This is a genomic window from Chryseobacterium sp. JUb7, from assembly GCF_024806495.1.
GTDB lineage: Bacteria > Bacteroidota > Bacteroidia > Flavobacteriales > Weeksellaceae > Chryseobacterium.
In genome coordinates, this window is sequence record NZ_JANUFF010000011.1 from 18,933 (window position 1) to 42,650 (window position 23,718).

28 protein-coding genes are annotated in these 23,718 nt (G+C 35.3%); 3 read left to right on the forward strand and 25 right to left on the reverse strand.

Annotated features, from left to right (window positions below; all coding sequences use genetic code 11):
* The first annotated feature begins 195 nt into the window (after nucleotides 1–195).
* A complete protein-coding gene (locus tag M2373_RS17385) occupies nucleotides 196–489 on the forward strand; it encodes a GIY-YIG nuclease family protein (RefSeq protein ID WP_259112404.1) in 294 nt (97 codons plus the stop codon).
* Between the two features lie 302 nt (nucleotides 490–791).
* Here the strand turns inward: M2373_RS17385 and gcvP are convergent, their stop codons facing one another.
* Nucleotides 792–3,650 carry an aminomethyl-transferring glycine dehydrogenase gene (gcvP, locus tag M2373_RS17390; RefSeq protein WP_259112405.1) on the reverse strand — a complete coding sequence of 953 codons (2,859 nt, stop codon included), beginning with the start codon at nucleotides 3,648–3,650 and terminating at the stop codon, nucleotides 792–794.
* A 497-nt stretch (nucleotides 3,651–4,147) separates the two neighbouring features.
* Here gcvP and M2373_RS17395 point away from each other — a divergent pair, with 497 nt between their 5' ends.
* The gene (locus M2373_RS17395; RefSeq protein ID WP_259112407.1) at nucleotides 4,148–5,329 is read left to right on the forward strand and encodes a DcaP family trimeric outer membrane transporter; all 1,182 of its coding nucleotides are present in this window, start codon (nucleotides 4,148–4,150) and stop codon (nucleotides 5,327–5,329) included.
* Between the two features lie 260 nt (nucleotides 5,330–5,589).
* On the opposite strand, the gene M2373_RS17400 is transcribed toward M2373_RS17395, so the two are convergent.
* The 24 genes from M2373_RS17400 to tpx all read right to left on the reverse strand — a co-directional run bounded on the left by M2373_RS17400 (nucleotide 5,590) and on the right by tpx (nucleotide 23,090).
* Nucleotides 5,590–6,237, reverse strand: a complete 648-nt coding sequence (locus M2373_RS17400) for a J domain-containing protein (protein WP_259112409.1) — start codon at nucleotides 6,235–6,237, stop codon at nucleotides 5,590–5,592.
* A 252-nt stretch (nucleotides 6,238–6,489) separates the two neighbouring features.
* Nucleotides 6,490–6,624 (reverse strand): hypothetical protein, encoded by a 135-nt coding sequence (locus M2373_RS17405; protein ID WP_259112410.1) that lies wholly within the window; start codon nucleotides 6,622–6,624, stop codon nucleotides 6,490–6,492.
* 17 nt (nucleotides 6,625–6,641) lie between these two features.
* Nucleotides 6,642–6,899, reverse strand: a complete 258-nt coding sequence (locus M2373_RS17410) for a hypothetical protein (RefSeq protein WP_259112411.1) — start codon at nucleotides 6,897–6,899, stop codon at nucleotides 6,642–6,644.
* Nucleotides 6,900–6,985: 86 nt separating this feature from the next.
* Nucleotides 6,986–7,333, reverse strand: coding sequence for a hypothetical protein (locus M2373_RS17415; protein ID WP_259112413.1), 348 nt, complete (start codon nucleotides 7,331–7,333; stop codon nucleotides 6,986–6,988).
* 13 nt (nucleotides 7,334–7,346) lie between these two features.
* Nucleotides 7,347–7,925, reverse strand: a complete 579-nt coding sequence (locus M2373_RS17420; protein ID WP_259112414.1) for an RNA polymerase sigma factor — start codon at nucleotides 7,923–7,925, stop codon at nucleotides 7,347–7,349.
* 331 nt (nucleotides 7,926–8,256) lie between these two features.
* The gene (locus tag M2373_RS17425) at nucleotides 8,257–10,260 is read right to left on the reverse strand and encodes a S9 family peptidase (protein WP_259112416.1); all 2,004 of its coding nucleotides are present in this window, start codon (nucleotides 10,258–10,260) and stop codon (nucleotides 8,257–8,259) included.
* Between the two features lie 172 nt (nucleotides 10,261–10,432).
* Nucleotides 10,433–10,891 carry a DoxX family protein gene (locus M2373_RS17430; protein ID WP_259112418.1) on the reverse strand — a complete coding sequence of 153 codons (459 nt, stop codon included), beginning with the start codon at nucleotides 10,889–10,891 and terminating at the stop codon, nucleotides 10,433–10,435.
* 110 nt (nucleotides 10,892–11,001) lie between these two features.
* A complete protein-coding gene (locus tag M2373_RS17435; RefSeq protein ID WP_259112419.1) occupies nucleotides 11,002–11,442 on the reverse strand; it encodes an SRPBCC domain-containing protein in 441 nt (146 codons plus the stop codon).
* A gap of 75 nt (nucleotides 11,443–11,517) precedes the next feature.
* Nucleotides 11,518–11,946 carry an SRPBCC domain-containing protein gene (locus M2373_RS17440; protein ID WP_259112420.1) on the reverse strand — a complete coding sequence of 143 codons (429 nt, stop codon included), beginning with the start codon at nucleotides 11,944–11,946 and terminating at the stop codon, nucleotides 11,518–11,520.
* Between the two features lie 54 nt (nucleotides 11,947–12,000).
* Nucleotides 12,001–12,834 (reverse strand): SDR family oxidoreductase, encoded by an 834-nt coding sequence (locus tag M2373_RS17445; protein ID WP_259112421.1) that lies wholly within the window; start codon nucleotides 12,832–12,834, stop codon nucleotides 12,001–12,003.
* Nucleotides 12,835–12,984: 150 nt separating this feature from the next.
* A complete protein-coding gene (locus M2373_RS17450; protein WP_259112423.1) occupies nucleotides 12,985–13,851 on the reverse strand; it encodes a VOC family protein in 867 nt (288 codons plus the stop codon).
* A gap of 101 nt (nucleotides 13,852–13,952) precedes the next feature.
* A complete protein-coding gene (locus tag M2373_RS17455) occupies nucleotides 13,953–14,192 on the reverse strand; it encodes a hypothetical protein (RefSeq protein WP_259112424.1) in 240 nt (79 codons plus the stop codon).
* A gap of 35 nt (nucleotides 14,193–14,227) precedes the next feature.
* Complete coding sequence (locus M2373_RS17460) at nucleotides 14,228–14,641, reverse strand: SRPBCC family protein (RefSeq protein ID WP_259112425.1); 414 nt, start codon at nucleotides 14,639–14,641, stop codon at nucleotides 14,228–14,230.
* A 79-nt stretch (nucleotides 14,642–14,720) separates the two neighbouring features.
* Nucleotides 14,721–15,152 (reverse strand): VOC family protein, encoded by a 432-nt coding sequence (locus M2373_RS17465; protein ID WP_259112426.1) that lies wholly within the window; start codon nucleotides 15,150–15,152, stop codon nucleotides 14,721–14,723.
* Nucleotides 15,153–15,287: 135 nt separating this feature from the next.
* Nucleotides 15,288–16,067 (reverse strand): alpha/beta fold hydrolase, encoded by a 780-nt coding sequence (locus M2373_RS17470; RefSeq protein WP_259112428.1) that lies wholly within the window; start codon nucleotides 16,065–16,067, stop codon nucleotides 15,288–15,290.
* A 2-nt stretch (nucleotides 16,068–16,069) separates the two neighbouring features.
* Nucleotides 16,070–16,594: a DinB family protein gene (locus M2373_RS17475; protein WP_259112429.1), complete on the reverse strand. Its 525-nt coding sequence runs from the start codon at nucleotides 16,592–16,594 to the stop codon at nucleotides 16,070–16,072.
* Nucleotides 16,595–16,798: 204 nt separating this feature from the next.
* The gene (locus M2373_RS17480) at nucleotides 16,799–17,206 is read right to left on the reverse strand and encodes a VOC family protein (RefSeq protein WP_259112431.1); all 408 of its coding nucleotides are present in this window, start codon (nucleotides 17,204–17,206) and stop codon (nucleotides 16,799–16,801) included.
* 39 nt (nucleotides 17,207–17,245) lie between these two features.
* The gene (locus M2373_RS17485; protein WP_259112432.1) at nucleotides 17,246–17,656 is read right to left on the reverse strand and encodes a VOC family protein; all 411 of its coding nucleotides are present in this window, start codon (nucleotides 17,654–17,656) and stop codon (nucleotides 17,246–17,248) included.
* A 78-nt stretch (nucleotides 17,657–17,734) separates the two neighbouring features.
* Nucleotides 17,735–18,325 (reverse strand): Crp/Fnr family transcriptional regulator, encoded by a 591-nt coding sequence (locus M2373_RS17490; RefSeq protein WP_259112433.1) that lies wholly within the window; start codon nucleotides 18,323–18,325, stop codon nucleotides 17,735–17,737.
* A gap of 228 nt (nucleotides 18,326–18,553) precedes the next feature.
* Entirely contained in the window at nucleotides 18,554–19,765 is a 1,212-nt protein-coding gene (locus tag M2373_RS17495; protein WP_259112435.1) for a DUF763 domain-containing protein, read from the reverse strand.
* A gap of 215 nt (nucleotides 19,766–19,980) precedes the next feature.
* Nucleotides 19,981–20,385: a glyoxalase superfamily protein gene (locus tag M2373_RS17500; protein WP_259112436.1), complete on the reverse strand. Its 405-nt coding sequence runs from the start codon at nucleotides 20,383–20,385 to the stop codon at nucleotides 19,981–19,983.
* 60 nt (nucleotides 20,386–20,445) lie between these two features.
* The gene (locus M2373_RS17505; protein ID WP_259112437.1) at nucleotides 20,446–21,957 is read right to left on the reverse strand and encodes a T9SS type A sorting domain-containing protein; all 1,512 of its coding nucleotides are present in this window, start codon (nucleotides 21,955–21,957) and stop codon (nucleotides 20,446–20,448) included.
* A gap of 193 nt (nucleotides 21,958–22,150) precedes the next feature.
* Nucleotides 22,151–22,504 (reverse strand): VOC family protein, encoded by a 354-nt coding sequence (locus M2373_RS17510; RefSeq protein ID WP_259112438.1) that lies wholly within the window; start codon nucleotides 22,502–22,504, stop codon nucleotides 22,151–22,153.
* An 88-nt stretch (nucleotides 22,505–22,592) separates the two neighbouring features.
* Nucleotides 22,593–23,090 (reverse strand): thiol peroxidase, encoded by a 498-nt coding sequence (gene tpx, locus M2373_RS17515; protein ID WP_259112439.1) that lies wholly within the window; start codon nucleotides 23,088–23,090, stop codon nucleotides 22,593–22,595.
* A 168-nt stretch (nucleotides 23,091–23,258) separates the two neighbouring features.
* Here tpx and M2373_RS17520 point away from each other — a divergent pair, with 168 nt between their 5' ends.
* Nucleotides 23,259–23,711, forward strand: coding sequence for a T9SS type A sorting domain-containing protein (locus M2373_RS17520; protein WP_259112440.1), 453 nt, complete (start codon nucleotides 23,259–23,261; stop codon nucleotides 23,709–23,711).
* Nucleotides 23,712–23,718: the final 7 nt, after the last annotated feature.

Genomic DNA, 23,718 nt, shown 5'->3' on the forward strand with positions numbered 1-23,718 from the left:
CGAGTGTTTTTCGCAGCTAAGCGGAGAAAAATGTATCGAGAACCAGTCAACTAAAAAAATTATATAAAAAAAGCTTATCCATACTATTTTTTTTAAATCAACTATAAGTGACGAAAAATTTGACACATTAATTAAAAAGTATTTGAAAATCAACAGAAAGCAGCTTTATAATGAGAACTTTTGGTATTTTTAAAAATGCAAACTTCATTTGTCTACATACTGCTTTGTTCCGATAATACCTTTTATACAGGTGTTACTGAAAATGTTTACAAACGTTTTGACGAACATCAGGACGGTAAATATTTTGGATCTTATACTCATTCAAGACGCCCACTTCAACTGGCTTATTTTTGTCATTTTACAGATATTGAACAAGCGATTCTTTTTGAGAAAAAGATTAAAAAATGGTCTCAAGCGAAAAAGCTAGCATTAATTGAGGGGCGGTATGAAAACTTACCCAATTTGGCAAAAAAGAAATTTGATAAATAACTACTTCCCATAATTCTTGTGTTTTTTACAACGAAGCGGAAAAAATGCATTGAGACTGGTAAAAACCTAGAAACATCATCGTCATTCATTCAAAAACTTCTCGATACGGTTTTTAAAACCTACTCGAAGTGACGAAAATAAAAACTATTACTTTACAAATTAACTCTGTCAGTTAAAGTATTTTTCGTAGCGAAGCGGAGAAAAATGTATCGAGAAGTGACAAACGCCATTTTAATTCCATTATTAATAAAAAACTCCCTCTCATCACTGAAAGGGAGTTTCTATATTTAAAAAATTTTTAATTACATATAAGCTTCGATCGGCTCACAAGTACAAACTAAATTTCTGTCTCCATAAGCTTCGTCAACTCTTGAAACGGAAGCAAAGAATTTGTGATCTCTTACCCACTCCAGCGGATAAGCTGCTTTTTCTCTGCTGTATGGTTTATCCCAAGAATCAGAGATTACCACCTGCTCAGTGTGAGGAGCATTTTTCAGTACGTTGTTTGCTGCATCAGCTTCTCCGTTAGCAATCTCGTCAATTTCCTGTTTGATCGCAATTAAAGCTTCTGCAAAACGGTCGATTTCTGATTTGCTTTCAGATTCTGTAGGCTCGATCATTAATGTTCCAGCAACCGGGAAAGAGACTGTTGGAGCATGGAAACCATAGTCCATTAATCTTTTTGCAACATCAGCCACTTCAATGCCTAAAGATTTAAACTGTCTGAAATCTACGATACATTCGTGTGCTACTTTTCCGTTTTCGTTTGAATATAAAATCGGGAAATGTTCAGCTAAAATTTCTTTTAAATAATTAGCGTTCAAGATCGCGTGCTCAGTTGCTTTTTTCAATCCTGAAGTTCCCAGCATCTTAATGTAAGCATAAGAAATATTTAGGATCAAACCAGAACCGTAAGGTGCTGCAGAAATACCTTCAATAGCATCTTTAGCTCCGATTCTGATGTTTGCGTTTGTAGGAAGGAACGGCACTAAGTGTTTAGCTACACAGATCGGACCAACTCCAGGACCTCCGCCTCCGTGAGGAATTGCGAAAGTTTTATGAAGATTCAGGTGACAAACGTCTGCTCCGATGTTTCCCGGACTTGTATATCCTACCTGAGCGTTCATGTTGGCACCATCCATATATACCTGTCCGCCATGTTGGTGGATTAAGCTTGTAATTTCTTTAATGTTCGCGTCAAAGAATCCGTAAGTAGACGGATAAGTGATCATTACACAAGATAGGTTTTCAGAATGCTGCTCTGTTTTAGCTTTTAAATCTTCGAAATCAATTTCTCCGTTTTCAAGATTTTTAACTACAACGATTTTCATTCCCGCCATTGCTGCAGAAGCCGGGTTTGTTCCGTGTGCAGACTGAGGAATCAATACTACATTTCTGTGACCTTCACCTCTTGAAATATGGTATTCTCTGATCACCATTAATCCGGCATATTCTCCCTGAGCTCCAGAGTTTGGCTGAAGAGAAGTTCCTGCGAAACCTGTAATTTCAGCTAAATCTTTTTCCAGTTCTCTGATCATTTCCTGGTAACCTCCAGCCTGATCAACCGGTACAAATGGGTGAACAGCTCCCCAGTTATCCCAAGAAAGCGGTAGCATTTGCGTTGCAGCGTTCAGTTTCATCGTACAAGAACCCAAAGAAATCATTGAATGTGTTAATGATAAATCTTTTCTTTCCAGACGCTTGATGTAACGCATCAATTCTGTTTCAGTATGATATTTGTTGAATACTTCTTCCGTAAGAATTTCGTCTTTTCTTAAATTCTCTTCCGGAATGCTGTATCCTTCTTTAATTTCTAATTTGAAAGTCTGCTTGTCTTTAAACTGAGCAAAAGAAGCCATTAGATAATTTAATTTCTCCAATGTTGTACTTTCGTTGATTGCGATGCTTACAATACCTTCTGTGAAATAGTTAAGGTTAAGTTTATGATCAAGCATCATTCTCGACAATCTTCCTTTTTCATCTTCGCTCATTACGATTTTCACCGTGTCAAAGATTGGCTCTTCAACCGCTTCATACCCTAATGCTTTAAGACCGTTTTTCAAAGCATTAGCTTTAAAGTGGATTTGATCAGCGATATAGTTTAATCCTTTAGGACCGTGATAAACAGCATACATTCCTGCCATTACAGCCAAAAGAACCTGAGCTGTACAAATATTTGAAGTCGCTCTTTCTCTCTTAATGTGTTGCTCTCTCGTTTGTAAAGCCATTCTTAATGCACGTCTTCCGTACATATCCTGAGAAACTCCGATGATTCTTCCCGGGATATCTCTTTTATAATCTTCTTTACAAGAGAAAAATGCAGCGTGAGGACCTCCGTAACCCAATGGAATACCGAATCTCTGTGAAGTTCCCACTGCGCAGTCAGCTCCCATTGAAGCTGGTGATTTCAATTTCACCAACGCCATCGGATCACAAGCCACTACAACCTGTAAATCAAGTTTTTTATATTCTACGATATTTTCCGTGTAGTCTAACACGATACCGTTTTTACCAGGATATTGCAATAAAACACCGTAGTACGTTTCATCAAACTGGTGAGTTTTGTGGTCTCCTTCAACGATTTCGATTGCTAACCCTTCAGCTTTTGTTTTTAATACAGAAACTGTTTGAGGCAAAACAAGGTCGGAAACGAAAAACTTATTGGCATTTGCCTTTTTCTGATCTTTCGTTCTGTTATTGAAGAACATGTGCATTGCTTCTGCAGCCGCTGTAGATTCATCCAGTAACGAAGCATTTGCCAAAGCAAAACCTGTTAAATCACATACAACAGTTTGATAATTAAGCAACGCCTCCAGTCTTCCCTGCGCTATTTCCGCCTGATAAGGAGTGTAAGCTGTATACCAACTAGGATTTTCAAAAATATTTCTCTGAATAGCCGATGGTAATAACGTGTTGTGATATCCAAAACCAATGTAGCTTGTATAATCAGTATTTTTCGATGCCAGCTCCTTAGAATGGATCAGCATTTCGTATTCTGAAAGCGGTTCTGAGATTTCAAGATCTTTTTCTAAACGGATAGAAGAAGGGATGGTTTGAGAAATTAACTCTTCGATACTTGAAACGCCAACTCTTTCCAACATCGCCTGTTTATCGGCTTCATTTAGGGAAATGTGACGGCTCACAAACTGTTCTGTATTCATTTTTTATATTAGATTTTGTTTGTAAAAAAAGATTGGTAAAATTACAATTTTTTACAAGATTGCACAATAGTACAAAATTATTGAAATAGCAAAGAAAGCCGCATATCATTTTTAAAATGAATAAGTTTCGAATACTTTTTTGACTAAAATCTAATTTTATTTTTCAGTACTATCCTTATGGATTTTATTTTAATTTGCGTATAAATTAATATGAATTTTTACAGTATTTCATTTTAATTAATAAATAATTTCTTAAAATCAGTTTATATAATTAATTTTTTACTAAAATATACTAAAAAATTAATTTGTAATTTTATTTTTCATTTGCTAAAACCTTATTAATTAATCATCTATAAAACATCCCTTATTTATATGATGATCATTCAACAGGGATAGCATAAATGAGCTGATATTAAAAAAAATTAAACTAAAAACCTAATACCAATATATCATGAAAGTATAGATAAAAGACAAATTTAAAAAAACACACTTAGAAGATGAAAAAAAACACAACGAGGCATTTAGCCTCCATCATTTTTGCATTCCTATGTAATGCAGAAGCTACTTCACAAATTACCCTTACAAAAAGCAAAGCCGAAGATCAGAACGAATGGGAACTTTATCTGAAAGGTACCGTACAGACTGATGTCATTTTTAATTTCCAGGACATGGGATCATTGGAAGGTTTTGCAGCGGAAACCATCAAAATTCCTCAAACCAATATTGTAAGCAGTAACTTCAGTATAAAACAGTCACAGATAGGACTTGGAATCAAGCAAAAAAATCCGAAGGGAGATGATAATTTTGCGGCTTATCTTGAATTTGACCTTTATGGTCCGGACGGTACGACTGCTCCACGTTTCCGACAAGGATACATCACGTGGAAAAAATGGCTTGCAGGACGTACCTGGAGTAATATTTCGGACCATGAAATATTTCCGAATATGTTTGACTTTATCGGTCCCGACGGTTTATTATTCAACCGAAGAATTCAGGTTCGATATACAACTCCTGTTTCCAAAAAAGGAATTTTATCCGTTTCGCTGGAAGATCCGGGACCTACAAGCATCTCATTACCGGTAGACTCTTTAAAATGGCAGAAAAGAAATATTGTTCCCACTTTTGCCACCATGTACCGCCATGGAGATAAAAAGAACTATGTAAAAGCCGGAATTATTATTTCACCTATTAATTATGATATCAGATATTCTGTTGATGATCCTTATCAAACGAAAACAAAATTGGGTTGGGGGGCTGTAATTTCGGGAACCCGATATGTTACCGAAACCAATAGCTTCAGATTTCAAACCTCTTACGGAAAAGGATTTGCGACCAATAACAGTGATCTAAACGGTGAAAAATATGATGCAGTACCCAATCCATATAACAGAAATTTATTGGAAACCCTGAGATTGTTCAATATGGTAGCCATTTATGAGCATTGGTGGAATCCGCAGTGGAGCTCTGTGGCCTTTGTAAGTTATTCAAGAATCGGAAAAAGAGAATATATTCCTAAAGATATGGCTAAAAATTTCCAGAACGTAGGAATGAATCTTGTTTTTCAACCCCTGAAAAAATTAAGAATGGGTATTGAAGGTAACTACGGAAGAGTCCGGAATTTCAACAATGACAAAGCTCATGCTTTCAGAATTCAGTCATCAGTAGCGTTAAGTTTTTAACGCTACTTTCATTTCACAGAACAGCTTAACTTAATAATAATCAGCATTAAAATATTTTCCAGAAATTATTATCTATATTTATTCTAAATTAATATATTTGCAACATGAATATGATTGTCCCTTTCAAAGTACCGGCTTTGACTCCTGCTTTTTCTTTTAATACTGAAGATATGTATTGTGGCGACAAGAAATCTTGTTGCAAAAAATTTAAAAAAGGAAAAAGATGTAAAAAATGTCCGGGAAGGAAAAAAATGGCTTAGCTAGCTCATGCTTTTTACTAAAAAATAAATCGCTAATACCAATAATACGATAGCCGCAATTATTCTCATAATTTTTGGCTGCCCCTGTGGATTCGCAGCTGTTCTGGGTTGTGACTTAAATAACTCTTCCGCTTTATCTCTGAATTTTTCACCTTCAGATTCAAACACTTCTGTGATCGTAATTCCCTGAACTACTGTTTTATGCAATAACGAATTGGTTGCGTGAAGTAAAACCTGAAATTTTCCGTCTTTGAATTCTGTTATTTTAAAAGTTCTTTCTCCATAAGCCTTTTCCAGACCAAAAGGCAAAACCTTTACAACATCAGCATTCTGTGTCTGCCAATTGATAATAATCTCCTCTCCTTTTTTAGCATGAATTTTATTGGCTGTAAACGTTTTAATTGAAGGTGGAACATTATATCTGAAGCTTTTCTGATGGCTTTCTAAATTCTGATCATAAGAATATCTCTTGCTTCTATCATTCAATGTCTCGTAGGCCTCCTGAATTTCACGAAACCGATCTGCAAAGAAATCATCATTTTCATTTTTGTCAGGGTGATATTTTAAAGATAACTTTCTATAAGCTTTTTTGATGTCTTCTTCTGAAGCATCGTGAGAAATCCCGAGAAAATAATAGTAATCTTTCATTGAACTATGCAAAAATAAGGATTTTATTTTCTTTTGTTTCCAAATTCCATAGGATTTTTGTCATTGCGAGCCAAGCGAAGCAATCTATTTTTAACGCAAAGTTTGCAAGGATTTTTCTTGAAATGTTTGAGAATATTTTTAGTTCGCAAAGGCATTTCATTCAGCAAAGGTTGAATGTTTGGAACATCAATAAAGTTTGTTATTAAGGGCAAAACGGAATGTAACGTGGAATCTATACTTGTTTTGTAGATATTATTTTATAAAATCTTTGCTAAGATTTCTTGTAAAAGTTTGAGATTGCTTCGTCGCTCTGCTTCTCGCAATGACGTTATAAAACAATTCCGGCGCGGGAAGCATAGCTTCCCGCGCCGGAATTAACAATTTCAATTTAGTTGTTTTACTTTTTATTTTTCGAATGCTTCGTGTCTTCTGCCGCATCTTGAAGCGAACTCTTTTTTGAATTTACCTTTCAATTCCTGGTATTGATCCTCATTCATTTCTCTGATTTTATCAGCCAATCCAAAAGGAGATTTCTCTTTAATTCCGTATTCTTCAAAAATACCTTTTACAAATCTTTTTCTTTCGATTGCTTTTTTAGCGATTATTGCAACACCTGCTACGGCTAATGCTCCAAGAGCACCTTTTAATACTGAATTTTTCATTTTTTCAAAATTTTAAATTTTACTACTTCTTGTTTTTTATATAGACGAATGAATTTTAATTTTACTTTACTACTTCTAAAATTTTATTATTCGTTTGTTCTGTTGTTTCTGTTAAAAAAACCGCCTGAGCATTTATCTCTCCAGACTTCCTTAAATTTTTCTCTTTCTTCAGGTGATAAACTCATCATTCTGTCCCGCATCATTTTTTTCTCCTTAAAATCCCTCATTCCTTTTCCAAAATGAAATCCTCCAAAAAGAATTTTACTAAGGATTAAAATTCCCATTGCCTGCCAATATGTTATCGATTTCACTCCCAAAATATCAGGAAGAAGACAATTCCAAAGAGACATGACGATCCATGTAACTCCCAATAAGATTAACGGCGGACATAAGAATAAAAAAATCCAGCCCTTTTTGTGTTTATTATGATTCATAACTTTCTTTTTTCTAACTATTTAAATCTTCGTATAATTTTCTCAGTCTGTTTCTCAAATGCTTGACCGCATAATTTTTCCGACTGATTATTGTTTTAATATTTTCGCCTTGTTCATCGGCAATTTCCTGGAGAGTCTTGTCGTTGAGTTCATTTTCTACGTACACAAGTCTTTGTTTTTCCGGCAGCTCTTCCAACGCTTCAAAAAGCTTTTTCCAGATTTCATCCTGAAACATTTTCACTTCCGGACCAGCACTTTCATCAAGCAAAAGGATATCTTTTATAGAAAAACTTCCATCCTCATCTTCATATACAAAATCTTCGAGATTTTCAGTTTTCTTCTTGCGGTATTTATCGGTGATTTTATTGGCTGTTACCCTATACAGCCATCCGCCAACATTCACAATCTCCGAAAGATTGGTAAGACTACTGAACTGATACCATACCTCCTGCAGAATATCTTCTGCATCCTCCGTATTTTTCACTTTTGGACGAATGTAAGACATCAGCTTTCCTCCGTACTTTGAAACGGTTTGTGAGATGATATTTTCCTTCTCCTTCTGTGGCATTGCTATTTTTTCGACAATCTCCATATTGCTATGACGATTGAAATTTTTGTTTTACTTTAATAAATTTAAAATATTTTTCCGGAAATTCAATTTTTCTTTTATTGATCGTGGTTTTAATTATTTTTATTTTGTCATTCTAACGAAGTCATCTATATTTTTTTAGAAGCTATTTCCCGCTATCCACTCATACTCCTCACGCCCAAGCTTTTTCCATCGCTTGCTGTGGGGTACCGTTTCTATCGGGGCTAGGGTTTTTGTCGTTGTTTTCACCCTTTCAGCTTATTTGTATTTAAAAACAAAAAACGGAAAGTAAAAATACCCTCCGTTTCCTTTTTTAATTATAAAAATTTGAACATTATTTATTGAAATTCTCAGCAAAAAATCCTAACATAGATTTATATAATTCAATTCTGTTCGGTTCTTTTCCGAATCCGTGTCCTTCATCGTATTTTACCATATATGGAACTTCAAAACCTTTGCTTCTCAGTGCTTTTACAATCTGATCAGATTCATTGATATTTACCCTCGGATCATTCGCTCCCTGCACTACAAACAATGGTTTTTTAATTTTATCAATCTGGAAAACAGGCGAGACTTCTTTAGCAATCTTCGCTTCTTCAGGATTATCAAGATCATACCAGATTTGCTTTACCATTTCTTTGTAAGGCTTCCAGTATTCAGGAAATGAATCGAAAAAGGTGAAAATATTTGAAACCCCGACATAGTCGACACCACAAGAATACAGGTCCGGCGTTTTAATCAGTCCCATCAAAGTTGCATAACCGCCATGGCTTCCACCATAAATAGCAACTTTATCTTTGTCAACCCATCCCTGCTCAATGGCATATTTTACACCATCTTCAACATCATCCATTGCTTTTCTTCCGATCTGCTTATATCCTGAGGTCTGAAATTCTTTTCCATATCCTCCGGAAATTCTGAAATTAACCTGCAGTGTTGCATATCCTCTGCTTGCAAACAATTGTGTCTCAGGATTGAATCCCCAATGATCTCTTATTCCCTGCGGTCCGCCATGAGGATTTACAATTAAAGGTACTTTTTTTCCTTCTGCAGCAGCTTTTGGCAATGTAATATATCCATGAATGGTAAGACCGTCTCTGCTCTTGAATTCAATCGGGCGCATTTCAGCCATATCTTCTTCTTTTAGCTGAGGCATCAGGTCAAGAAGAAGTTTTATAGTCTTTGTTTTGGTATCGTACTCGTAATATTTTCCGTATAATTTATCGCTGTCAACGACTACCAAAAGCTTGGAATCATTATCATCCGAAGAAACTACATAAAATTGTTTATCTCCAAATTCAGATTTCAATTTAGCATTCACATCTTTATAAAACTGACTTACAGGAATGGTTTCATTTTTAATTCCTTCGTAACTGATATAGTCTAATTCATAATTTCTGTTTTTTCCGGCAACACTTATTGAACTTACATCAAAAGTAGGGTTAGAATACACTTCTTTAATGACAGTATTTTTCTTCAAATCATACAGAACAATTCTCGATTTGTCACTATCCAGGTTCGTCACAACATAGGCTTCATCTTTATTTTTTGAATTGTCATTAAACCTCATGATACTGAATGTATCTTTCCAGTCCGTTGTCTTCAAAAGATTGAATTTTCCCGTTTGTAGATCTTTATAATAATTTTTTGTAGTCAGTCCGTTTTCAAGAACAGTATAGCCTCTTAAATTTCCTTCTTTATCAAAAAGATAATCGTCAATCGGATTTTTAGGATCTTTATTTTCAAACAGCTGTATCATTTCCCCTGTCACAAAATTGATTTTGTACGGTTCAAAGATCTGTTTGTTATTTTTATTCAAAGTAACAACTGCAAAATCAGTGTCTTTTATAATCGTTACAAAACCTATTTTAACCCCATCAAAAGGAGTGAGATCTTTCAGGTTTTTACCGTCTATATCTGCTGCATACAAATGAAGATTTTCGTTACCGCCTTTATCCTGAGTATAAAACAGACGTTTTTTACTCAACCAGCCGTAGCTTTTAATCAAATCATCTTTTTCTACAAGCGCTTTGGTTACGGTACCTGTTTTTAAGTTTTTTACATAGACATGATTCTTGCTGTCTTTATCTTTTTCCTTGTATGAAAGGTATTGCCCGTCAGGCGATATTTTAAACTGAGAAGCCTTTGGTCTTGCAAAATAATCCTCCACTTTATATTTAAAATTTCCCTTATCATAAGAGATTAATTGATCTAAAGTAGCCTTAGAGGAAACTAGTGTAGGATCACCGGGTAACTTGGCTGTTGAGCTTTGTGCATTGATCATAATGGCTGATATTATAACGTGAGCAGTAGTTAATATTTTAGAATTCAGATTCATAATTCATATTTTAATTTGGTTTGATTTGATTTGGAATTATTAATTTAAAATGGAATGCTTATCTATAAGACATTTAAAAAGACCCAAATGTTACAAATAATCAGATAATTTATGAAAATAAAAAAACGGAAAGTAAAAATACAATCCGTTCATTGATAATAAATTCTGTTTTTTAATTTAAATAAATTCCGAAATACCAGGTCCATACAATTAAAATAATCTGCATCGGAATTCTTTCTTTGTAGAGGTAGCCCATTCCGGGACCTGAATAATCTCCTTTGAAAAGGTTTATTTTTTTCCTGGATGAATTAATATTCGCCAAAAAAACAAGGATCAGAAAAATGATTAACAAAATCGCAGTCAGCTCCCGAACGGAAGGAATCATTAAGCCAACCCCCGCAGCAACTTCAATAATTCCGGTGAAATATACCCAAAACATTTTTGCAGGAATAAAATCCGGAATCATCATCGCCATCCCTTTTTGAAATTTAAAATGGGCAAATCCTGTGAAAATTATAAAAGCCGCCATGCCGAGGTTTCCGGAAAATAAAAAATTCCAGTCGCCCTGGTAGAGCTTTGTTCCTATCAAAGCAAGAATAAATGTTACAAAAAGGATTGTTAATAGTTTCATGATTTATGATTTGTTTTCCAGGATTTTACAGATGACTCTTATAGTTGTTTAAATATTAGCCTTGTCAAGTTTAAAATCTTGACAAGGCTAATTAAATTGTGTGAGAAGAATTATTTTTCGGCGAGATTTTTTACCACCTCCAGTCCTTGTATGAAACCGTTGTTTATATGCTCCTGCCATTCTTTTTCAACCTGAACTTCTGCATGGAGTTTTGTTTTTCCGTCAAAATCTATCAGAATATATTTTTCAAAACATCCACTCCATTCTTTAACTTCTTTACTTTCGGTATCTTCATTACCCTCTTTGTCAACCATGCCCAAATGTTTAAAAATAATCTGATCCGGCTTTTCCAAGCTGTCAATTGTCGAAACCATGCCCTCACCTTCTGCATTGACGAAATACGTTTTTCCTCCAACCTTCCAGTCAGATTTCATGACCGAACCCGGACCGAAAAATTTCGTCCATTCACTATAGGTTTCAGACCCCCAAAGAACATCCCATATTTTGTCTTTCGGGGCGTTGATTATTTTTTCGTAAGATAAAGTTTCCATATTTTTAATTTTAGTGATGATTTTATTTTTAAACGTAAATGTTTACGATTTTTTTGACGTGGAAGAACTCATAAATTAAAGTTGGGTCTCAGAGAGGTTTTTCACAATTCCCAATGCTTTAGGAAATTTTTCCTCAAAAAATTCTTTGAATTCTGCAGGGGTCTGAATTTCTCCTTTCAATTTGGTACCATCTTCATTTTCTTCCAAAATGTAAGCCTCCGTGGCTTCACCCCAATCTTGCGGAACTTCCACTCCATCATAAATTTCTCCAAGATGCAGAAATTTCATTTCTTTATGAGGAATATTTTTCTCAACACGGCTATACATGCCGTTTTCATGAGGATCAAAAAATTTCACAATACTTCCTTCTTCCAGAGTTCCCTGATAAAAAGAACCTTCCGTAAAAGCGGTGGTCCACTGTCTATAGGTGATTTCGCCCCAAAGTACATCCCATACTCTTTCAGGGGTTGCATTTATTTCAATTTCAAAATTTAAAACTTCCATTATTGATATTTAGTATTGTTAAGGTTGAGCTTGGTTTATTTCCAAATTACGAAATTATCCGCCGACAAAGTCTCCTCCATTGATATGAATAATTTCTCCTGTGATAAAACTGGAGTCTTCTGATGCCAGAAAAACATAAGCCGGGGCAACTTCCGAAGGCTGACCGGCTCTTTTCAACGGATTATCTTTTCCAAAAGTTGATAGATTATCAAATGTTTCCTTCACAAGAGGAGTCCAGACAGGTCCGGGAGCAACACCATTGACCAAAATTTTCCGGTCTGCAAGATTGGTCGCCAGTGAGCGGATAAAAGTTGTAATAGCACCTTTGGTAGCAGAATAATCAATCAGATGATCACTTCCCCGATAAGCAGTAACGGAAGTTGTACAGATAATCCTGCCTCCTTTTTTGAGTAAGGATAAAAAATCTCTTGTCAAAGCGATCATTGAAATAATATTCACATTAAAAGTCTCTTGAATCTGTTCATCAGAAATTTTCTCAATATTATTTTTTGGAAACTGAATTCCGGCATTATTAACCAGAATATCCAAGGTTTTCCATTCTTTTTCAATCCTGCCTAAGGATTTTAACCTAAAGGTCTTTTTAGAAATATCACCTTTTAATAGAATACATTTCCGGCCTTCTTTCTCAACTAATTTTTTGGTTTCTCTCGCATCTTGATCACTTTCTTTATAGATGATAGCCACATCAGCACCTTCCCTGGCAAAATGAACTGCAACGGCCTGTCCGATTCCACTGTCGCCACCTGAAATAACCGCTTTTTTGTTGAATAATTTCCGACTTCCCTGATAATTATTTCTTATAATCTCAGGAAACTGTCCGTCTTTCGGGACTTTTGATTTAGATTGTGACTTGTTCTGTGTTTTCATAGGCAAATCTTTTATGAATACCATCAAACAGCAAGCCGAAAAGGGGAAATTGGAAGTCAGAAGATGGAAACCGAAGATTTTTAGTCCTATTAAAACAATTTGATTAACTATTTTAACTTCCTTCCTCCCGCTTCCATCTTTCAGTCAAATTTAAGAATTATAAGCATTTTCTAAATCCTGAATAATAATTTTCTGCATCTTCATCATTGCCTGTACCACTTTCTGAGCCTTAGCCTGATCCGGATCACTCATCAGCTGAATCAGTCTTTTGGGAACAATCTGCCAGCTAAAACCATATTTATCTTTGAGCCAGCCGCACATACTTTCCCGCCCTCCATCAGAGGTCAGCCTATTCCAATATGTATCCGTCTGGTCCTGATCATCAGTCATCACTACCATCGAAATTCCTTCATTAAAATCAAATTGATGATCGTAAGAATTGTCCATACAGAACAAACTGTATCCATCGATTTCAAAATGAGCATGCTGAATATTTTCCGAAGGCTCAGGCGCCGGATGACCTTCACTACCGTCTCCATATCTTAATATATTTCCAATCTTAGAGTCCGGAAAAGTAGCCGTATATAATTCCATTGCTTCGAAAGCTTTTCCATTATTTTGATGAATAAACATCAAAGTAGGAATAATTTTCTGCTCACTTTGTTTTTCACCTAAAAATATCTGCCAGGTAACGTCATACTTATCTTTCACCCAACCATATTTCTTACTCCATGAATAAGAATCAAGAGGCATTAAGGCTATTCCACCATCCATTAACTGATCCCAGTATTTTTGAACCTCATCTTCCGTTTCACAAATCACCATGAACGAAACAGAAGCATTTTTTTTAAATTGAGGACCTCCGTTCAAAAGCATTATTTTTTGACCAAAGAGATCAATATTCATCACAACAGGTGTATCTGCTGTAATTTTTCCATCAAATATATTACAGTAAAATTCTGATGATTCTTTTGCATCTCCGTCATACCAAAGGCATGGAAATATATCGTTATTCATATTATTTTAAATTTTGATCGTCATTGCGAGCAAAGCAAAGCCATCTCATCTATTTTTTTAAATTAGAGATTTTTCCTTTTCAGAATGACAAGTTTTATGTTTTAATTATTTTTAAAAGAAACATGATTTTCTTTCATATATATCTTTAGTTTTTCCATCGCATTCTTTCCGAAACCATGCAATTCCATAATTTCTTTTTCAGAATAATCGGATAATTTTTCTAAAGAATTTATCTTCTCTTTTTCCAAAGCTCTTCTTGCGGGTACAGCAATAATACCTCGTAAAAAATCTCCCTCCACAACATGACTAACGACACAAATAGAGCTTAAACATTTTGCCATTATTATTAAGTTGATCATGATGACTAAAAAGGTATTTAATGATTTTCAACATATTTGTGAAAATTGTTCAGGATCGCGTACCATCCTTCTCTTTGCATTTCCACAGAGTTTTGTTTTTCAGGATCAAAGTTTATCTTAACTTTCGTTGTATTTTCATCAATTTTATCAAAAAATACTTCTACTTTTCTACCGTCTGCAATATGATATTCAATTCTCTCATTAGGAATCACCTTATCATAAATTCCTTCAAAATCAAATCCGAAACTTCCATCTTTGGCCTCCATCCTGTTTTTGAATTTTCCTCCAACCCGTAAATCATTTTCAGAACTTGGGCACTGCCATGATTCGTGGGCAAAATTCCATTTTGTAATATGTTTTGGCTGATTATAATAATCCCAAACCTTCTGAACAGGGGCTAAAATCGTAATATCAATCTTAATAGGTTCCATAATTGTATTTTTTAATAGTGGAGTAAAAGGGTAACTAAATATTCAGCTACCCTTTTTATAATTTAGTTTAAATATAAGATTATTTTGTGTATTCTTCGTTATAGTTCACCATCCAATGAACACCGAATTTATCCTGAAAGCTCCCAAAATAGTCTCCCCAAAACTGATCTTCTATCGGCATTTCAATATTTCCACCTTCTGAAAGCCCTTTGAAAAGCCTGTCTGCTTCATCTCTCGATTCAGGAAAAATTGATACGTAATTGTTATTCCCAACATTCAGTTTTTGTCCAAAGCTGGGAACAATGTCCGATGCCATCAACAAGTCTCCACCGATAGGAAGTGCAATATGCATCACTCTGTTTTTTTCTTCTTCTGATAAATTTTCCGTTCCGGGAGCATTTCCCATTTTGTGAACTTCCCCAAGAAATTCGCCTCCAAAAACAGATTTATAAAAAGTGAAAGCTTCTTCTGCTTTTCCATCAAAATTTAAGTACGGATTTAATTTAGCCATGATATTTTATTTTAAAGATTGTTTTTTATTGAGTAGAGTTTGCGACGTGGCAATCTCTTTATTTTAAGCGCTAAGATTTTTAATGATTGAGAATATTTTTCGTTCTTAAAGAATCTCAGCAATGAGATAGATAAATTAATTTTTCAAAAACTTTTCAATCTCAGTCACCGTAAAATCAATTAATTTTTCATCGAGATTTCCCTCAAAATCAGCCATCATATAAGAGCCGTGTGTTGCAGGAAGAATCATTAATTGCGAATCCTTTACCAAACGCCACATTTCAACAATGTGCTCAGGTTTCATTACATCTTTATCTCCCGAAATAAAGAAAGTCGGAGACTGTATATTTTTCAAAACATCTTCATCCCAGTCTTCAAAAGTCTGCATTCTTCTGCTGTCTTTGTCAAACATATTTTCAAGTGCCGAAAAGTCAGGATTTAAGTTTAGAAAATTAATTTTAAGAGGTTCGGGCATCGAGTCTAATGATGCTTCCGTCATTCCTTCGAAGAAACCTTCCATCATTCCGTTTTTTTTATAAAAAGTAGAAGCCACAATTAATTTCTCTACCCGTTCAGGATACAGATAGGCAATCTGCATCACGGTATTTCCTCCATTACTGAAGCCCCAAAATGAAGGTTTTTCAATATTCAGTTCTTTCAACAGAGCAACAACATCATGGGCATCCTGTTCAAAAGTCTCAGGAATATCGCGGTGATCGGACATCCCGTGGTTTTGCAGATCAATTCCTATCAATTGAAATGTATTTTGCAGTCTTGAAATGACTTCTTTATAGTCAAACAAAATAGAACCACCACCTCCATGAATCAGTACTAGAGGCTTTCCGGAACCATAGATTTCGTAATACATCCTGATTCCGTTGACTCGTTTATGCCCTTTTTCAACAGGATTATTCATTATTAATATTTTAAGTCTTTATCAAAATCGTATTTCATTCCTTCGTAACCCAGAATTCTGCGCATCAATCCGATCTGTCCGGAAAGATAGTCTTCACGACCAATGCACATTCCGACGAAATTAAGAACCGTTTCAGGAAAGAAATCAATGTTCATTCCCATCGGAAAAGCCTTATCCAATTCTTCATCTGCAGCTTCCAGTAACTTTTGATAAACAAGCGGTGATATAGTATGAAAACTATCTTTTAACTCTTGTAGAGAAGGGTATTTTAAATTTTCATCCAATGCTTTCCCCTGAAAGAAAAGATCTCTGAATTCAAATTCTTCCTGAAGCCCGAGTACAGTTCCCAATGCATAGCGCATATCGAGAAAGTTACCGGCCATCCAGATGATATGATTGGTTCTGCCCTCAATTCTTTTTATCGCATCTTCCTCAGAAATTCCGTCAAGAATCATCAGAAAACTTTGGCTATGGCCCCGAAATGCAGGAATGATGATATCTAATTTTTTTGATTTTGGTGTGTCCATTGTGTTTGATTTTTTATTGATTTTTTTCCACGGATTTCACAGATTTTCACAGATGATTGTGTTTGTTTGTGAAAATATTTGTGGTTTGAGTTTAGTTTTTCTCTCGCAGATTTAGCAAATCAAGCTGATGATTGTGTATAGAAATACGTAAAATTAAAATCTAAGTCATCAACCAAATCTGCGAGAAATATTTGAATTTTAAGATTACTCCTTTGGCATTTGGGAAAGATCAGCAAATGTTACATTCCAGCCATGGCCATTGATATCCCAGAAAGAATTTTGATACATCCAGCCGTAATCCTGCGGTTCTTCGTGCTGGTAAGCTCCGTTTGCTACGGCAGCATTTACGATCTGGTCTACTTCTTCACGACTGTTTAATCCGATAGCCACCAAAACCTGTGTTGTATCTCCTTTTGGAACAGGCCTTTCGGAAAAAGTCTCGAAATATTCCTCTGTTATAAACATCACATAAATATTGTCACTCATCACAATGCAAACGGCTCTTTCATCTGAAATCTGTTCGTTGACTGAGAATCCGATATTCGTCCAGAATTCTTTTGTCTTCAGAATATCTTTAACCGGAAGGTTTACATAAATTTGGTTGATTTTCATTTGGTATTTTTTTAAGTGTTGTTTTAATTTTAGAAATTTTTATTCTGTCGGAATCTTAGACATATCAGCAAACATCACTTCCCACTGATGTCCGTTTAAATCTGAAAAAGCACGTTGATACATCCAGCCGTGGTCCTGGGGCTCGCTGTATAATGAACCTCCGTTTTCAATTGCTGTTTGCACCATCTTATCAACCTCTTCACGACTGCTGACCCCAATAGCAAGAAGCGTTTGGGTAGTTTCTCCTTTTGCAACAGGTCTGTCTGTAAAAGTCTGGAAAAACTCTTCCTTTAAAAACATGGTATAAATATGAGCTTCTTTCATGATAACACAAATGGCTTTATCATCTGAAAACTGTTCGTTAATCGAAAAACCTAATTCTGTCCAGAATGTTCTTGTTTTCTGAACATCTTTTACAGGAAGATTGACATAAATTTGATTGATTTCCATTTTTGTAATTTTTTAGTGTTTAAGTTTTAACCAAAATTACCCAGTCTCTATGAGAATCAACTTGCCATAAGACAAGATTTAAATTTTCTTCGGATGAGAAACCAATTCTTTACGAATCCGGCTTAGAGAAGTATCTGTAACACCCAGATAGGAAGCGATTTGCTTCAAAGGTGCAAATTGTATAACGTGAGGTTTTTGTTCTAAAAGGTTGAGATAACGTTTTGTTGCAGATAATGTAAACATTTCTACAGAACGTTGTTTGTATACAAAAAGCTGCTGCGACATCCATGCTCTTCCCCATTCTCTGAGATTCGGAATTTTATGGAATAACTCCTGAAAAGTTTCAAAACTGAATTTCCAGCATTCGCAGTCTGTAATGCAGACAATATTTTCCTGTGTGGGAATTCTCTGGAACAATGAAGAAACTTCGATAATGATTTCGTTTTCTACAAAAAAATGTGTCGTTACTTCATTTCCATTAAAATCGTTGACAAACGAACGGGCCAAACCTTTCTCCAAAATATAGTATTCATTAGCCGTTTTTCCCTCTTCAAGAATATAATCTCCTTTCTGGAAAAAAACTTTTTCATGGGCCTGAAATATCTCTTCGAGCTCTTCCTGTAGGAAAAATGGGAAATCATAGCAGATTTCTAAGGCTTTGTTCGTCATCAAGTCAATGTTTTTTAAGATTTTAAAAATAGAATTTTTATCGGACCTGATGAAAGATTTATTAAACAAAATGACGGATTGTAGCAGTTAATTTTTGCGTAATCCTTTACATACAAACGTTGTAGACTGTTTATATTGATTATAAATTATTAAACGTCTAATTTTAATCATAATTCTTATGTCCTTGTGTCTTGAAACAAAAGAACAAAAAATTCAGAAATAAATCCATTAGAACAAAGAAAGCTGAATTGGTTTTGGAGGGGATGGTTTCTGCGCATCTCCAAAGACCGTTTTTCCGCCAAAACGCCAGGAATTCTGTCGCTCTTCTTCAATTACCTCCTGAATATCGAAATCCGGAGTAAAATCTTTTTCAGTAGCTTCAATAATATGATGAAGTTTGTTCAGGGTTTTTAATTTATCTGAATTTCCGAGCTTAGATTTTTCGATTCCTGTTTTAAGGATCTGTATGCTCTCATCATATACTTTCGTGGGAACAGGAAACGGGTGACCGTCTTTTCCGCCATGGGCAAAGGAAAATCTTGCCGGATCTTTAAACCTTGAAGGTGCACCGTGAATCACTTCGCTCACTAAGGCCAAAGACTGCATGGTCCGTGGTCCTACGCCTTCCAGCAATAATAAATCTTCAAAATTCTGTGGCTGCTGTTCGCGCGTTACATACAGAAGAGCTCCCAGTCTTCTTAAATCTACATCAGAAGCCTGAACATCATGATGATTGGGAAGCATCAGCCTTGAAAAATCGCTCATAATTTCTGCAGAATCCGTATGGGAGATGTCCAGAATTCCTTTCCGGTTTTCTGAAGCTTCCGAGTCGGTAAGATTGAGAATCTGCCCCCTTGAAATCCCATTGATTCCTGTGTGTGGTTCTTCAATAAAAGATTTTATATTTTCCGAATGCCAGTGATAGCGCCTTGCCGTTCCGTCAGATTCGTGCATTCCCTGCTGAACGACACTCCAGTTTCCATGATCAGAAACAATAAAATTATGTAAATACAGCTGATAACCATCCTGAATTGCCGTGTTATCTACTTTGGCAGAAAGTTTACTGGCTCTTACCAGCTCCGTTCCGTTCAAACCTGTCTTGTCAGCAATTTGAAGCAATTCTGACGGTGTATCTCTGGAAAGCTTTCCTTTTCCACCACAAATATACAATCCCAGTGTTTGAGAATTTGGATTAACAGAACGTTTTAAAGCGCCCATTACCGATGTTGTAATTCCTGAAGAATGCCAGTCCATACCCATCACCGCGCCAAAACTCTGAAACCAAAATGGATCAGAAAGTCGACGAAGAACTTCATCTTTTCCGTAATCGGCCAAAATAACTTCAATAATTGAAAGTCCGAGAATTGACATACGCTCGTACAACCATGGCGGTACTTTGCCATAGTGAAGGGGTAAATCTGCGGTTCCGGAACGTTTCATTTATTATGTAAAGTTAGTTTTATTTATGATTAAATTTTGATGATCGCAATCAGTTTTGAACATTAAGAATTTAATTACCGTATTGAAAATGCTTCGACTTTGCTCAGCATGACATATCTAATACTAGCTGTTTTTATTGGCGATTAATTTTTAGCAATAGTTATGCTGAGCGGATTCACAGCATATTGTTTGTTTTTATTTATATTTAAACAAGATTAATGAATAGAGTAAAAGTTTAAATTTTTATGCTTTTCTTCATCAAACTTTTCATTAAAAATAATTTTATTTCCAAATGGATCATCCACGGTGAAAGAAATCGCATCGTAGAATGTTTTTTCCAGCCCCGGACGATTGTATTTGTATTTTTTATCGATCAGTTCTTTATGATAATCTGCCACGCCTTCACCCCAGATGAAAATTCTGCTTCCCGGAGTTCCGTCCCCATGATGTTCGCTCAGATGAAGAGTGATATTATCTTTTTTAACTTCCATATAAACGGGAGTATTGTCTTCGAAATGATGCTCCCAAACGATTTCAAAACCAAGCCAGTCGATGTAAAATTCTTTTGTTTTCCGGTAATCGAAAATTCTTAAAATCGGAATCACTTTTTCTGTTTTCATAATTCAGGTTTAATTTCCAATAATAAGAAAAAGCACCCTTTTCAGGATGCTTTTTGATGATTAATTTTTAATTATTTTCTTTGTTACGCTCTTATCTTTATTTTTGATTTTCAGCATATACACTCCTTTCGGAAGATCTTGAACATTGATGCTGCTTTCATTTTTCCCGGATCTTATCAGACTACCGCCTGCAGAATAAAGCTCGAAGGTTTCCAGTTTCTGGTCAGAATACAATATCTCTCTTACAGGGTTAGGATATACAGAAAGATCTTTCTGGTTATTGATCAAATCATTTGTTCCCAAAACCAAAGGCACCGATCCATTGAATCTTGCAAGGAAAATATTCGTTGTACCCGCAGATCCGCAAACCATTATTTTCCCGTCACTCATGACATCCATATCCTTAATAACAGATAAATTACCATATCCCTGTTGTGTTTTTCCGTTGGTTCCGAAAGTTGTATCCAAATTACCTGAGGTTGTAACTCTAATGAGGCCTATATCAGTATAAGATCCTGAAGCAACAGTTCCAGCCAATAAAATTTTGCCGTCTGAAAGTAATTTCATTGCGCTAGCTGTGTCATCCGATGACCCTAAGGCTGTTGTAAAAATACCGTCAGCATTAAAAGAAGTGTCTAATGTTCCGTTCGTATTTAATCTTACGATTGCAAAATCATCTCTGACACTTGTATTAAGAAATGCAGATCCGCCTATTAAGATTTTTCCATTACTTTGAAATGCTATTGCCTCAGGTTTATCATTACCTGACGGAGAAATTACGACAACATGCTTTCCGTCTGAACTGAATGAGGTATCTAAAGAACCGTTCGTATTGTACTTCGCAACACCGAAATCAGCAAAATTATTTGACGATCCCGCTCCGTAAGTATAGCTGCCAACTGCAAATTTCCCGTCGCTGTTTATAGCGATACAAAGCGCAGCATCATTATTTCCTGCGAGATCAGTAGTCACCTTACCGCCGGTACCAAATGTACTGTCTAAAGTTCCGTCTACATTTATTCTTGCAATGGCAATATCTCTGTAAGATCCTGTGAAAGAATGCCCGGCTACCAGAATTTTACCGTCATTTTGTATGGCAACAGCATTGGCTATATCTTCATTTGTACCAAATGCAACAGTAAGTTTACCGGTACCGTTAAATGTAGTATCCAGTGTTCCGTCTGCATTCAATCTGATAACAATGAAGTCTTTTCTGTTGGCACTTCCTGCGTCTTCCCAGTATCCTACTGCTACGATTTTTCCATCTGACTGGATTTTCATATCCTTCAGCAGCGCATCTTCACCACCTAAATTTATTGTGGTTACTCCATTTGATCCAAAAGTAGTATCAAGCTGATTTGATGAACTGAATCTGTAAAATTTAAACGTACTGTTCATGTTATACGTTCCGATCACCATTCTTTGGTTGACATCTACTTCGATACACTGCCCGTAAGCTCCGCTGTTATAAACAGAGAACCCTGAATTTCCATAAGTAGTATCCAAAAATCCGTCTTGTGAGAACCCTAAAGCAAAAGCCAGGGTTGATAATAATGATAAAATGCGTTTCATTGGTTTTTTAATTTTTGCAAAACTATCTTTTTTTTACAAATAGAATGCAACAATCGTATTAAAACAATTGAAAATATTAATTAACAAGCAATGAATCCGATAATTATTTTCGTGACCAGTCCTGAAATATTAAATGAACCACCCTGATTAACCGGGTATAGAATCGGGATTTTTTCCTGCTTTCTTATTTGGATTACCCTTGCTGGTGCTGAAGAATATTAACTGAGTTTCCAAACGGATCTTTTACATAAAAGCGGCGTACTCCCCAATCTTCATTCGTCAAATCATATATAATTTCAAAATCTGAATCCTTGCATTTTTGATATATTTCATCAACATTATCCACTTCAATTGAAAAATCAGGAACTTCGGTGTTATTTCCGCCCTGAATCGCAAAACTGATCTGAACTTTGGATTCTTCATCATTCCCGAAAGTTTTAATCCAGCCATAATCCATTACAGTTTCAAGACCTAATATTTCATGATAAAAGATATCTGCTTTTGACAAATCATCTGTTTTAATATTGGTGACCATTCTTTTTACCATTTTAAATTCAATTTTGGAAATTCTTACTACCAAAAAAGCCCTGTAAAAATAATTTTCACAAGGCTTTTTTAGAAAATTTTATTTCTAATTATTTTAAAGCTGACAAAGCTGCTTCATAATTCGGTTCGTCAGCAATTTCTGAAACCTGCTCAGTGTAAACCACTTTATTATCAGCATCAGTTACGATTACCGCACGGCTCAACAGTCCTTTCAATGGAGAGTCTGCAATCGTAAGCTCATTATCATCACCGAAACTGCTTCTGAAATCAGAAAGTGTTTCTACGTTATTCAATCCTTCCGCAGCGCAAAATCTTCCCAATGCAAATGGTAAATCTTTAGAAACATTGATTACCACTGTATTTTCTAAGTTAGAGGCTTCTTCATTGAATTTTCTTGCAGAAGATGCACACGTTGGGGTATCAATACTTGGAAAAATATTAAAAACTTTTTTCTTACCTCCGAAAGTTTCCAGAGTTTTTACATTTAATGCTGAATCTACCAGAGCAAAATCTTTAATTGTAGTTCCTACTGTTGGTAAATTTCCAATTGTGCTTACCGGGTTTCCTTTTAATGTAATATTTGACATAAATTATTTTTTAAATGTTTTTCAAATTTAATCAAAATAGAAAATTTATCTTATCAATAAATGGTTAAATAATTCTTAAAGTGAAAATAAAAGTACTTATCTCTGACAATCATATTTTTAAACTGAAATTTAACTATATTCGCAAACTTTTTATAAAAATTAATAACTATGCGAAGAAAAATTACTCTCCTTTTATTCGCAGTACCGTTTCTTGGATTTGCTCAGTCTGTGATTGGGAATATCAATTCCGGAGCTGTTTCTGCGGATACTTTTGCGCATTCTGTCGGGGAAATCTTTGTTATCCCTACTGATCCTGATCAGAATAATTCGGGAACAATGGGAATGCTTTATCAAACGGTTTTTCAGGTTTTGGGCGTAAGTGAGCTCGAAAAAGAGACTGTAAAAATCTACCCGAACCCTACTGCAGATTCTGTATATGTAAAATTAAGTTCCAAATCGAAAATCGATGAAGTAGAAGTCTATGATCTTAGCGGGAGACTTGTCTTAAAAACAAAATTAGAGTCTGACCAACTGAATCTCCGAACTTTAAACCAAGGAGTTTATATGATCACTTTCAAAAATCCTGACCTGAAACCTATTAAAATTATCAAAAACCCTTAAAAAACTA

What these genes read in the sequence shown, in the direction of transcription:
- M2373_RS17400 (WP_259112409.1), bottom strand. Translation starts at nt 6,237, where the DNA reads ATGAAAGATTACTATTATTTTCTCGGGATTTCTCACGATGCTTCAGAA.
- M2373_RS17455 (WP_259112424.1), bottom strand. Translation starts at nt 14,192, where the DNA reads ATGGCAAAATGTTTAAGCTCTATTTGTGTCGTTAGTCATGTTGTGGAG.
- M2373_RS17395 (WP_259112407.1), top strand. Translation starts at nt 4,148, where the DNA reads ATGAAAAAAAACACAACGAGGCATTTAGCCTCCATCATTTTTGCATTC.
- M2373_RS17410 (WP_259112411.1), bottom strand. Translation starts at nt 6,899, where the DNA reads ATGAAAAATTCAGTATTAAAAGGTGCTCTTGGAGCATTAGCCGTAGCA.
- M2373_RS17470 (WP_259112428.1), bottom strand. Translation starts at nt 16,067, where the DNA reads ATGAATAATCCTGTTGAAAAAGGGCATAAACGAGTCAACGGAATCAGG.
- M2373_RS17505 (WP_259112437.1), bottom strand. Translation starts at nt 21,957, where the DNA reads ATGAAACGCATTTTATCATTATTATCAACCCTGGCTTTTGCTTTAGGG.
- M2373_RS17425 (WP_259112416.1), bottom strand. Translation starts at nt 10,260, where the DNA reads ATGAATCTGAATTCTAAAATATTAACTACTGCTCACGTTATAATATCA.
- tpx (WP_259112439.1), bottom strand. Translation starts at nt 23,090, where the DNA reads ATGTCAAATATTACATTAAAAGGAAACCCGGTAAGCACAATTGGAAAT.
- M2373_RS17435 (WP_259112419.1), bottom strand. Translation starts at nt 11,442, where the DNA reads ATGGAAACTTTATCTTACGAAAAAATAATCAACGCCCCGAAAGACAAA.
- M2373_RS17450 (WP_259112423.1), bottom strand. Translation starts at nt 13,851, where the DNA reads ATGAATAACGATATATTTCCATGCCTTTGGTATGACGGAGATGCAAAA.
- M2373_RS17420 (WP_259112414.1), bottom strand. Translation starts at nt 7,925, where the DNA reads ATGGAGATTGTCGAAAAAATAGCAATGCCACAGAAGGAGAAGGAAAAT.
- M2373_RS17445 (WP_259112421.1), bottom strand. Translation starts at nt 12,834, where the DNA reads ATGAAAACACAGAACAAGTCACAATCTAAATCAAAAGTCCCGAAAGAC.
- M2373_RS17510 (WP_259112438.1), bottom strand. Translation starts at nt 22,504, where the DNA reads ATGGTAAAAAGAATGGTCACCAATATTAAAACAGATGATTTGTCAAAA.
- M2373_RS17485 (WP_259112432.1), bottom strand. Translation starts at nt 17,656, where the DNA reads ATGGAAATCAATCAAATTTATGTCAATCTTCCTGTAAAAGATGTTCAG.
- M2373_RS17520 (WP_259112440.1), top strand. Translation starts at nt 23,259, where the DNA reads ATGCGAAGAAAAATTACTCTCCTTTTATTCGCAGTACCGTTTCTTGGA.
- M2373_RS17460 (WP_259112425.1), bottom strand. Translation starts at nt 14,641, where the DNA reads ATGGAACCTATTAAGATTGATATTACGATTTTAGCCCCTGTTCAGAAG.
- M2373_RS17475 (WP_259112429.1), bottom strand. Translation starts at nt 16,594, where the DNA reads ATGGACACACCAAAATCAAAAAAATTAGATATCATCATTCCTGCATTT.
- M2373_RS17465 (WP_259112426.1), bottom strand. Translation starts at nt 15,152, where the DNA reads ATGGCTAAATTAAATCCGTACTTAAATTTTGATGGAAAAGCAGAAGAA.
- M2373_RS17480 (WP_259112431.1), bottom strand. Translation starts at nt 17,206, where the DNA reads ATGAAAATCAACCAAATTTATGTAAACCTTCCGGTTAAAGATATTCTG.
- gcvP (WP_259112405.1), bottom strand. Translation starts at nt 3,650, where the DNA reads ATGAATACAGAACAGTTTGTGAGCCGTCACATTTCCCTAAATGAAGCC.
- M2373_RS17385 (WP_259112404.1), top strand. Translation starts at nt 196, where the DNA reads ATGCAAACTTCATTTGTCTACATACTGCTTTGTTCCGATAATACCTTT.
- M2373_RS17440 (WP_259112420.1), bottom strand. Translation starts at nt 11,946, where the DNA reads ATGGAAGTTTTAAATTTTGAAATTGAAATAAATGCAACCCCTGAAAGA.
- M2373_RS17415 (WP_259112413.1), bottom strand. Translation starts at nt 7,333, where the DNA reads ATGAATCATAATAAACACAAAAAGGGCTGGATTTTTTTATTCTTATGT.
- M2373_RS17430 (WP_259112418.1), bottom strand. Translation starts at nt 10,891, where the DNA reads ATGAAACTATTAACAATCCTTTTTGTAACATTTATTCTTGCTTTGATA.
- M2373_RS17500 (WP_259112436.1), bottom strand. Translation starts at nt 20,385, where the DNA reads ATGAAAACAGAAAAAGTGATTCCGATTTTAAGAATTTTCGATTACCGG.
- M2373_RS17495 (WP_259112435.1), bottom strand. Translation starts at nt 19,765, where the DNA reads ATGAAACGTTCCGGAACCGCAGATTTACCCCTTCACTATGGCAAAGTA.
- M2373_RS17490 (WP_259112433.1), bottom strand. Translation starts at nt 18,325, where the DNA reads ATGACGAACAAAGCCTTAGAAATCTGCTATGATTTCCCATTTTTCCTA.